Consider the following 8,592-nt stretch of genomic DNA (forward strand, 5'->3'; position numbering starts at 1 on the left):
ACTCGACCTGGGCCGCGTCGAGCGCTTGCTCGCCCTCGCCTGGGAGAGAGGGGCGGCTCGTACAGCGGGGGCAGCACGGTTCGGTCAGTTGCGGATCCTCGGTGGGTCGAGTATTGATCAGTTCACGCACAGCGGACGCCCCGAAGGGCGTCCACCCGGGCCCGGTGCCCGTCTCCAGGCCTCGCCACAGATGCAGGCTCGGCCTACAAGGCTCCCGGGGCTCGACGGCCTCGGCTCCTGAGGGAAGCACCTGTGACAGCCAGTCGCTTCGCACATTCCGACGGCGCGGATCAACGTGCCACATCCATGTCTTCACCGGCAACGGACGAGGTTCTCGCGCCGCTCAACGGCCTTGACGACATTCCGTGGACGGACCTGGGCCACGCGTACGGGGCCGCTGACGATGTCCCGGCCACGCTCCGTTTGCTGGCGCGAGCCGGAGAGGATCCCGAACGAGAAGAACGGCTGGATCACCTGGACGCCTCGATCTACCACCAGGGCGGCGCCGTCTATTCGGCAGGTGCGGCGGCCGTGCCCTTCCTCATCGAACTCGCAGCCACGCCCGGTCTGCCGATGCGGGCCGCGATCGTGGAGCTGGTCGGCCGTTTCGCGGCCTTGCAGAACGAGATGCGTGAGCCCTGGCGCTCGGCCGGGCACGCGGTGGCCTGCCGCGCCGCGCTGGTCGCCGGACACGACACTCTGGTCGCGCTGCTGGACGATGCCGACCACTCCGTACGGACCGCGGCGGCGGCCCTGCTGTGGGAGTACGCCCTGTGGTCACCGCGCACGGATGACGCCATGCAGGCACTGGTCGGCCGGGATGCGATGGAGTCGGACCTCGCCCTGCGCGTGTCGCTGAGACTGGACGGCGCGCGGGCAGCGGCCGAGGCGCGCGAATCGGACGCTTCCTCGGCCGCCGCACTCGCGGCGGCTGTGCGCCGTCTCACCGCGGCACCGGACCGGAACGCGGACGCACTCAGGCTCGCCTGCCTGGCGGCGGACAAACGTCTCGACCCAACTGCCGCGAGCTGGCGGGATCTGCTCGACGCAGCCCTCGCACCGGCCACTCCGCACGAGGCCTACTCGGCGTGGGACGAGAACGGTTCACGCCTGTCCAGGGCGTTGTGCGCCATGTGCGGTGACGATACGGCCGCACAACTGAACGTCATCCGCGCTCTGATCGGCCATGAGCGGGTGCAGATCCGTACCGGGGCACTGCAGGCGGCCGGTGACGCGATGCTGCGATGGCGATCGGCTGTCCCTGCGCTGGTCCCGCTCGTCGCAGCCATGCTGACGGAGCCCGAGCCGGAGAACCGGATGAGATCCGCCGATCTTCTGGCGGCGGCGGGCGCCGCAGGCGCCGCGTTCGACGATCGCCTCGCCGCCGCGCTCGACGACCCGCACCGTCCGACCGCGATACGGGCCGCCTGGGCGCTGGCCCGGCACGGGGACGTACGTGCCGTCCCCACGCTGGTGCACGCCCTGAACCACGAGGAGGACAACGGGTTCGGTCCGTCCGCCCACTACAGCGGGCGCTCCTACTGGTTCTCGCAACCCCCGTTGCGCGAGGCCCTGGTGGCGTGCGCCGCACGGCACGCATCGCTGCTGGCTCCCGCACTGCGGTCCGCACTCGCTCGACACCTGGAGCAGTCCCGCACCGAGGACAGCGCCGTCATCGGTCTGCGCGTGGACAGCCTGCCGAGATTCCACCTGCTCTGCGATGCCCTTGCCGCGTGCGGGCCCGCGGCGGCCGAGGCGGTGCCCGAACTGGAAGCACTGCTGGATTCCACGCACCCCCAGTTGGCCCGCCCCGTGATCGAGGCCGTGGGGCCCGCAGCCGCACACTGTGTCCCGCACCTTGAGCGAGTGGAGCGCGTGGCTCTGGAGGTGTCGTCGGCGCAGATGTCCGCGCGACGCACACACAACACCTCTCCCACCGCCCAACAGGCACCGGCCGACGCATCGCCCGGCCAACGGAGAGTACCGGGACTGGGGGACCCCTGGATCGTCGCGCTTACTGCCGCCCGGGCCCGCTTTGCCGTCGTCGGCGACGAGGCGGCGCTGCTGCGCACGGTGGACGAGGTTCTCGCCATGACGGCTCCTCTGCGTCAGGGTGCCGAAGCGGGGCGCGAGGACAGCCTTCCGAAGTCCGCGACGGCGGCTTCGGCGGCACGTGACGCGGCGATGCTCGCGAGCACCGTGGCCTTCTGTCTTTCCATGCTGGGACCAGGGGCCGGTTCGAGCCGGATGCGCTGGCCCGAGCAGTGGCTGCGTGCGAACGAGCGGTGGTGGAGGAGTCGCGAGGCCGTCCTCGCCGCCTGGGCGCACTGGCGGGTGACCGGCGACAGCGGCCTGGCCCTCCAGGTGTTCCAACGCGTCCTGGAGGCGCGGCCGGGCGCGGCCTGCGGCCCGATCGAACTGGCTGCATTGCGAAGGATCGCAGATATGGGGCCCGAGGCCCGTACGCTCGCACCGCTGCTGCACGCATGCCTTGATCGGGACGAGCGGATCAGCGACGGCGGCGGTTGGCGGGGCATGGCGCTGGACGAGGAGGTGCGGGAACTCGCCTCGGCCGTTCTGGCCGCTCTGCCGGCGCGCTGAGCCCCTCAGGCCGAGGGCTCATGGAGCGGCGGCGAGAGAACCCGGTGCCGACGGCTCCGGATCGCCCCCTCGGCGGGAGTGAAGACGGTCGGCGAATCCTTGGGCACGTGCGCCGCTCTGGCCCGCCGCTGATGAAGATCCGAGCTGTTTTGCCATTCCGGCACCCGATGTCATGACAACCAGTAGTTTCTCCATGACACGAGACAAGTCGACCGCAGGCGCCCACCTCTGGTGACCGGCAGCCTCAAGGAGCCGATGTGCCCGACGAAGCGTTCAGCATCGACAAACGGCCGCTGCGGGATCTGCTGCGGCAGGTCGAGGTCGGCAAGGCCCAACTGCCCGAGTTCCAGCGGGGCTGGGTGTGGCCCTACCCGAACATCGCCAGCCTCCTTGCGTCGATCTCGCTGAGCTACCCCGTCGGCACCGTCATGTTGCTCAAGGCGGGCGGCGACGTCCGGTTCAAGTACCGGCCCATCGAAGGGGCCGCCCCGGCCGGTGAGCCCGAGCCCGACACGCTCGTACTCGACGGGCAGCAGCGGCTGACGTCGCTGTTCCAGTCCCTGAAGCTGAACGGTCCAGTGGTCACCCAGGACCTGCGCAAGCATCAGGTGTCAGGCTGGTTCTACGTCGACATGGTTCAGGCTCTCGACGAGAACAGCGACCGGGAGGACGCCATCCGGTTTCTGCCGGAAACGCGCAAGGTCCTCAACTTCCGGGGGCAGGTCGTCGAGGACTACTCGACTCCCGAGCGCGAGTACGAGGCACATCTCTTCCCGCTTCACGCCGTCTTCGACGGCGGCGACTGGGGTTACGAGTTCACCGACCACTGGGACGGTGACAAGGACAAGCGCAGACTGTGGCGCGACTTCAACGAGGCGTTCGTCCGCTCCTTCGACCGCTACCACGTGCCAGTCATCGAACTCGGGCAGGCGACCCCACGCCAAGCCGTGTGCCAGGTGTTCGAGAAGGTCAACACCGGCGGCGTCACCCTGACCGTCTTCGAGCTGCTGACCGCCACCTACGCGGCGGACGAGTTCGATCTACGCAACCACTGGGAGCGGGAGTGTCGGGCTGCTTGGAACGCGCCCGAGTACCGCATCCTTCGCGAGGTCTCCAACACGGACTTCCTCCAGGCGATCACCCTGCTGGCCACGGCCGAACGGCGCAGGCGCGAGGCCGAACGCGGGACGGAAGAGGAGCGACTGCCGCGCATCGGGTGCAAGCGCAAGGACATGCTCGCCCTCGCCTTGGAGGACTACGTACGCTTCTCGCCGTCCGTCATCGACGGGTTCAAGGCGGCGGCCAAGTTCCTGCACCAGCAGTTTCTCTTCGATACGAAGTTCCTGCCTTACGGGACACAGCTGATACCGCTTGCCGCGATCCTGGCCCTGGCCGGAGATGCCGCGCAGAGCGCCGGCGCCCAGCACAAGCTCGCCCGCTGGTACTGGTGCGGTGTGTTCGGGGAGCTGTACGGCGGCTCGACCGAGACGCGCTTCAGCCAGGACTTGCCGGATGTCGTCGACTGGATCCGCGAGGATGTGGCAGAGCCCCGGACCGTCACCGCTGCGCAGTTCGCTCCCGGACGCCTGCTGACTCTCCGTACGCGCAACAGCGCTGCGTACAAGGGGATTTACGCACTCCTGCTCAAGGCGGGGGCCCTGGACTGGCGCACCGGAGAGAAGGCCGAGGTCACCGGGTATTTCGACGAGTCCATTGACATCCACCACATCTTCCCCAAGACGTGGTGCGAAAAAGCCGGATACGCTCCCGCCGCCTACAACTCGATCATCAACAAGACACCGCTGACCGCCCGCACCAACCGAGTCATCGGAGGGGCAGCTCCCTCCGACTACCTGGGCCGTCTGGTCAAGGCCGCGCAGACCCCTCACGAAAGCGTCGCCGAACGCATTCGCTCTCACCTGGCCCAACCGGAACTCATGGCCACCGATGACTTTGACGGATTCCTCGCCGCCCGTAGAGCGGCGCTGCTCCGCAGCATCTCGGACGTGATGGGCAAGCCGATCCTGGACGACGAGTCGAGCGCCGAGGACCTGGGGATCAGCCTCGACACAGCGGATGACACCGACGATCTGTGATCAACGAGGTCGCCGTATGCGCAGTGATCAACTCAGGGATCTATATGTCGTGATTCAGGCATGTAGGAGAGCGAATCAGCCGAATGCGGCCGCAAGTAGAGCGATGAGCGCCTCCGTGCGGTGAGGTGAGTTCGAGATGGGCCACCTTCGACCGGACAAGGGAGGACGAATGGGCAGGCAGGTCAAGTGCGGGTCGAGCAAAACCAAGACTGGAAAACGATGCCAGAACCCGGCGATGATCGGCTACTCCCGCTGCCAGTTGCACCGAGGCGACTGGACCCCGCCGCAAAAGAAGAAGACCAAGAAGCGCTGATCCTGCGGGCCGCCGAGCGGGAAGGCACAGTCGGCCTTGTCGGGCAGCTTCCGGTACTCGGACAGGGGCGTACGGCTGGCAGCCGGCGGCTCACCGCAGAGCAGTTGCAGGACTGGTCGTGAATGGCCAGGCTGGACCTTGTTGCGCTCGTGAGCCGCGGCTGCCTGGCATGCGGATGTGGGCGTGCACGCCCACCAGCACAGCGATACGGGTACTGCAGAGGCCGTCGCTCCGCTCCTCCGGTCGAATGCCTCTGTGGCACAGGACGTGGACTTCGACGAGGGACGACCTGCAGGCGCCGGCCGGGCCACGCTCCCTCGACCGGAGGCGAGGGCGCGACGGTTGGATCACGGCCACCGTCCACGGGACGGACGCCTACCAGGCCGAGCTGCCCCTGGGCGGGCCCGACGGCCTCGCAGGGGAGCGCGACTGCCGGTACGGCATGGAGGGCAACTTCTGCAAGCACCTGGTCGCCTTGGGCCTGATCACGCTCGCTGAGCCGGAGGCGGTGCCGAAGCAGCGCGGCCGGGCCAGGTCTCGTGCCCAGGAGCTGGATGCGTCTGGCTGGGTGCTCCAGACATGAAGCAGAAGGGCAATGCCGTCTACGAGCAGCTGACCAGCCTGCTGCTGAGCATGCGCGACTGCCACCACTGCCTGGGCACCGACGGCGAGTTCACCGCGTGCCTCGCCGCTCTGCGTGCCGGCCAGAAATGCAAGCGGAACCTGATACGGCTCCTTGACCAGCACGGCCTGTGACGGGCGCTGCCCCTATCCGGAAGTTCGCCCACTCCACCTGCGGTCTCCGGCTGAACTTCCTGTCGGCTGCGCGCTGTGAGCGCGGCAATGGCTGCTGCGCCATCGTGACCATCAGGTGGCGGTGACAACCAGCGCGGCCCGGTCGTCGAGGGTGGCATTGCCTGCGAACGTGGTGACTGCAGCGGTGATGGACTCGATGAGGGTGGGGGCGGTGGGTGTCGTGGTCCCGTCGGCGACGAGCGCGTCGGCCAGGCGGTCCTCGCCGAAGAGTTCGCCGTCGGCGGAGCGGGCCTCGGTGATGCCGTCGGTGACCAGGACCAGGCTGTCGCCGGGGCGCAGGTCGATGTCGAACGGGCAGAAGGCGGGGTCGGGACGGATGCCCAACAGCAGGCCTGGGTGCGTGAGTTCTTCGACCGTACCGTCGGCTCGGCGCACGAGGGGCGGTACGTGGCCCGCTCGAATCAGGTTGAGCGCGAGGCGAGACGGGGAGTGCCGCAGCTCGCCGTAGACAAGTGAAACGAACTGGTCCTCATCGGCGGTGCCTGCTGTCAACGCGTCGTTGATGGCGGCGACCACCGCGGGCGGGTCGTTCCGGAGGCGGGCGGCGGCGCGTGCGGTGTGGCGGACCATTCCGGTGGTGGTGGCCGCCAGTGCGCCGCGCCCCGACACATCGCCGATCATGAACGCCCAGCGGTCGCCGGACAGCGGGAAGACGTCGTAGAAGTCGCCGCCGACATCGAGTCCTTCCCCGGCCGGATGGTACGAGGCGGCCAAGGTTACGCCGGGAATCCTGGGCAACTCGGGAGGCAGCAGCCCTGCCTGCAGGTCGTGGGCCAGCCGGACGCGGTCGGTGAACTGGTGGGCGTTGTCGGCACTCGAAGCGGCCCGGCGGGCGAGCTCCTGGGCCAGGGCGATCGTGTGGCCGTCCAGAGTCAGGCCGGTGGCCAGGAGAGTCAGCGTGCCGAAGGTACGGCCCCGGGTGGCCAGCGGCACGCACACGTAACCCGTGACGCCGAACTGCACGCAGGAACTGCCCGTGGGGGACGTCTCGATGGCGCCGGAGGCCAGCACGCGGGCGACGGCGGCGTCCACGTCGTCGCACAGCGCGGGGGAAGAGAGGAGCTGTTCCCCCTCCCGGGTCGAGGCGGCGACGGCGATGCGGCGGGTCCGTCCGCGCTCGACCACGTGGACGGCACACAGCGGCGCCAGGGCCGGAACAGTCAGCCTGGCCATGCACTGGAGGCTCTCCGAATAGTTTGTCTCGCCCGTGATGGCGGTGCTCGCTTCCAGCAGGAAGGCCAGATCCTCACGGACTGCCTTCTCACGCTCCTGGGCGGCGCGCCGCGCCTCCACCGCACAGTGGCGCTCGATGGCCAGCGCGGCTATGCGCGCGAACGCGACGCTGAGCTTCACATCCCTGTCCGCAGGAGCCTTGGGGGTGCTGTGGTACATCGCGAAGGTGCCCAGCAGCCGGCCGTCCGCGTCCTGGATCGGCGTGGACCAGCACGCCGCGACCCCGGCCCGCAGCGCCAGGTCGCGGTAGTCCTTCCACAGGGGGTCGGTGGCGATGTCCGTGACGATCACGGGTTCGTGCCGGAAGGCGGCCGTGCCGCACGAGCCGGCACCCTCGGCGATGGGTGTCCCGTCGATCGCCTCGTTGTAGAAGGCGGGCAGGTGTGGAGCGGTGCCGTGCCGCAGGTGCTGTCCGTCGGGATCGACGAGCAGTACCGAGACGATCATGTCCGGGGAGAACTCTTCGATTGCCATGACCATGCCGTCGAGGATCTCGGCGAGAGGGGCGTCGCGTGCGATCTGCTCCAGCAACACGCGCTGCTCCGAGGCCAGGAGATACGCGTCGTGGTACGCGGTGGTCTCGACCGCGATCACCACGACCCCGTCGATCCGGCCGGCCCCGTCCCAACGGGGCTCGTAGGTGAAGTCGAAGAACCCCTCCCGCTGCCGGCCCGGCTCTCCCAGCATCAGCCGCCCGTCCCGGGCCCGGTATGCGACACCGGTGCGGTAGACCTCGTCGAGCCGGTCGAGGACGCCCTGCGGAAGCAATTCCGGAATCACCTCTCCGACCGGCTCGCCGACGCGCCCGCGGTCGCACCCCATGGCCTCGAAGAATGCCGAGTTCGCCACTTCCAGCAGGTGTCTCGGGCCACTGAGCGCAGCGAAGATCACCGGGGCCTGCCCAAAGAGGTCCGCGTACTCCTCGCTCCGCCCGTCGATGGGGACAGAGCGGGCCAAGGCCGAACTGCGGGGACCGAAATATATGGACATGACAGGACGCCCTCTCCTGTCTCCTCCGTCCGCGGACGTCGTCGTCTCGCCTCTCCACTCTGACACATGTCTCCGCTGTTTCCGGGCCGCAGCCGGGCCGGTCATGGCGGCGCTTCACGACCGGGGGGCTGATAGCGCGACTCCAGGAGGCCGGCGGCGCATGGGGTGCCGAGCCCGTCGTCCACCGGAGGCGGCCTGGCCGTCCCCTCGAGGAACGACGGGGGAAATTCTGTGGTGCCGCAGAGCGAGCCCCCCTAGAGTGGAGCCTGCTCCTCGCGGTGGCCGTTGGCTGCCGCGGTCAGTCGTGCGGAGAACGGGAGGTGTGACCGATGGCTGTCGTTGAGACGGGCGTTGCCCGCATTCGGAAGTTCATTCAGTCCGCCTCCGTGGTCTCCGGCTGACCTCACTCTTCTCCCGCGCCCGTGAGCGCGGCGCCGAGGCCACCCTTGTGAAGGGTCCTCCCTTGTCTTTCTCTTCTCTTGTGGGTTCGTCCTCGTCTTCCTTGCATCCTCTCGCCCCCTACGGCTGGGACGAGGGATGGGA

The 8,592-nt window shown here is 68.8% G+C and carries 5 protein-coding genes; 4 read left to right on the forward strand and 1 reads right to left on the reverse strand.

The genetic code is table 11. The annotated features are described in order from the left end of the window. The first annotated feature begins 306 nt into the window (after window positions 1–306). From BIV23_RS45190 to BIV23_RS51040, 4 genes are all read left to right on the forward strand, one after another. Window positions 307–2,601: a HEAT repeat domain-containing protein gene (locus tag BIV23_RS45190; protein WP_071386798.1), complete on the forward strand. Its 2,295-nt coding sequence runs from the start codon at window positions 307–309 to the stop codon at window positions 2,599–2,601. 257 nt (window positions 2,602–2,858) lie between these two features. Then, window positions 2,859–4,697 carry a DUF262 domain-containing protein gene (locus BIV23_RS45195; RefSeq protein ID WP_071386799.1) on the forward strand — a complete coding sequence of 613 codons (1,839 nt, stop codon included), beginning with the start codon at window positions 2,859–2,861 and terminating at the stop codon, window positions 4,695–4,697. Window positions 4,698–5,257: 560 nt separating this feature from the next. Beyond that, the gene (locus tag BIV23_RS45200) at window positions 5,258–5,593 is read left to right on the forward strand and encodes a hypothetical protein (RefSeq protein WP_143079291.1); all 336 of its coding nucleotides are present in this window, start codon (window positions 5,258–5,260) and stop codon (window positions 5,591–5,593) included. Next, on the forward strand, window positions 5,590–5,766 hold the full coding sequence (locus tag BIV23_RS51040) for a hypothetical protein (protein ID WP_158926110.1): 177 nt from the start codon (window positions 5,590–5,592) through the stop codon (window positions 5,764–5,766). Before BIV23_RS45200 ends, BIV23_RS51040 begins: the two co-directional genes overlap by 4 nt. A 111-nt stretch (window positions 5,767–5,877) precedes the next feature. Here BIV23_RS51040 and BIV23_RS45205 read toward each other — a convergent pair whose 3' ends face one another. After that, a complete protein-coding gene (locus BIV23_RS45205) occupies window positions 5,878–8,016 on the reverse strand; it encodes a SpoIIE family protein phosphatase (RefSeq protein WP_245790962.1) in 2,139 nt (712 codons plus the stop codon). Window positions 8,017–8,592: the final 576 nt, after the last annotated feature.

This window comes from Streptomyces monashensis (assembly GCF_001866665.1).
Taxonomy (GTDB): Bacteria; Actinomycetota; Actinomycetes; order Streptomycetales; family Streptomycetaceae; genus Streptomyces; species Streptomyces monashensis.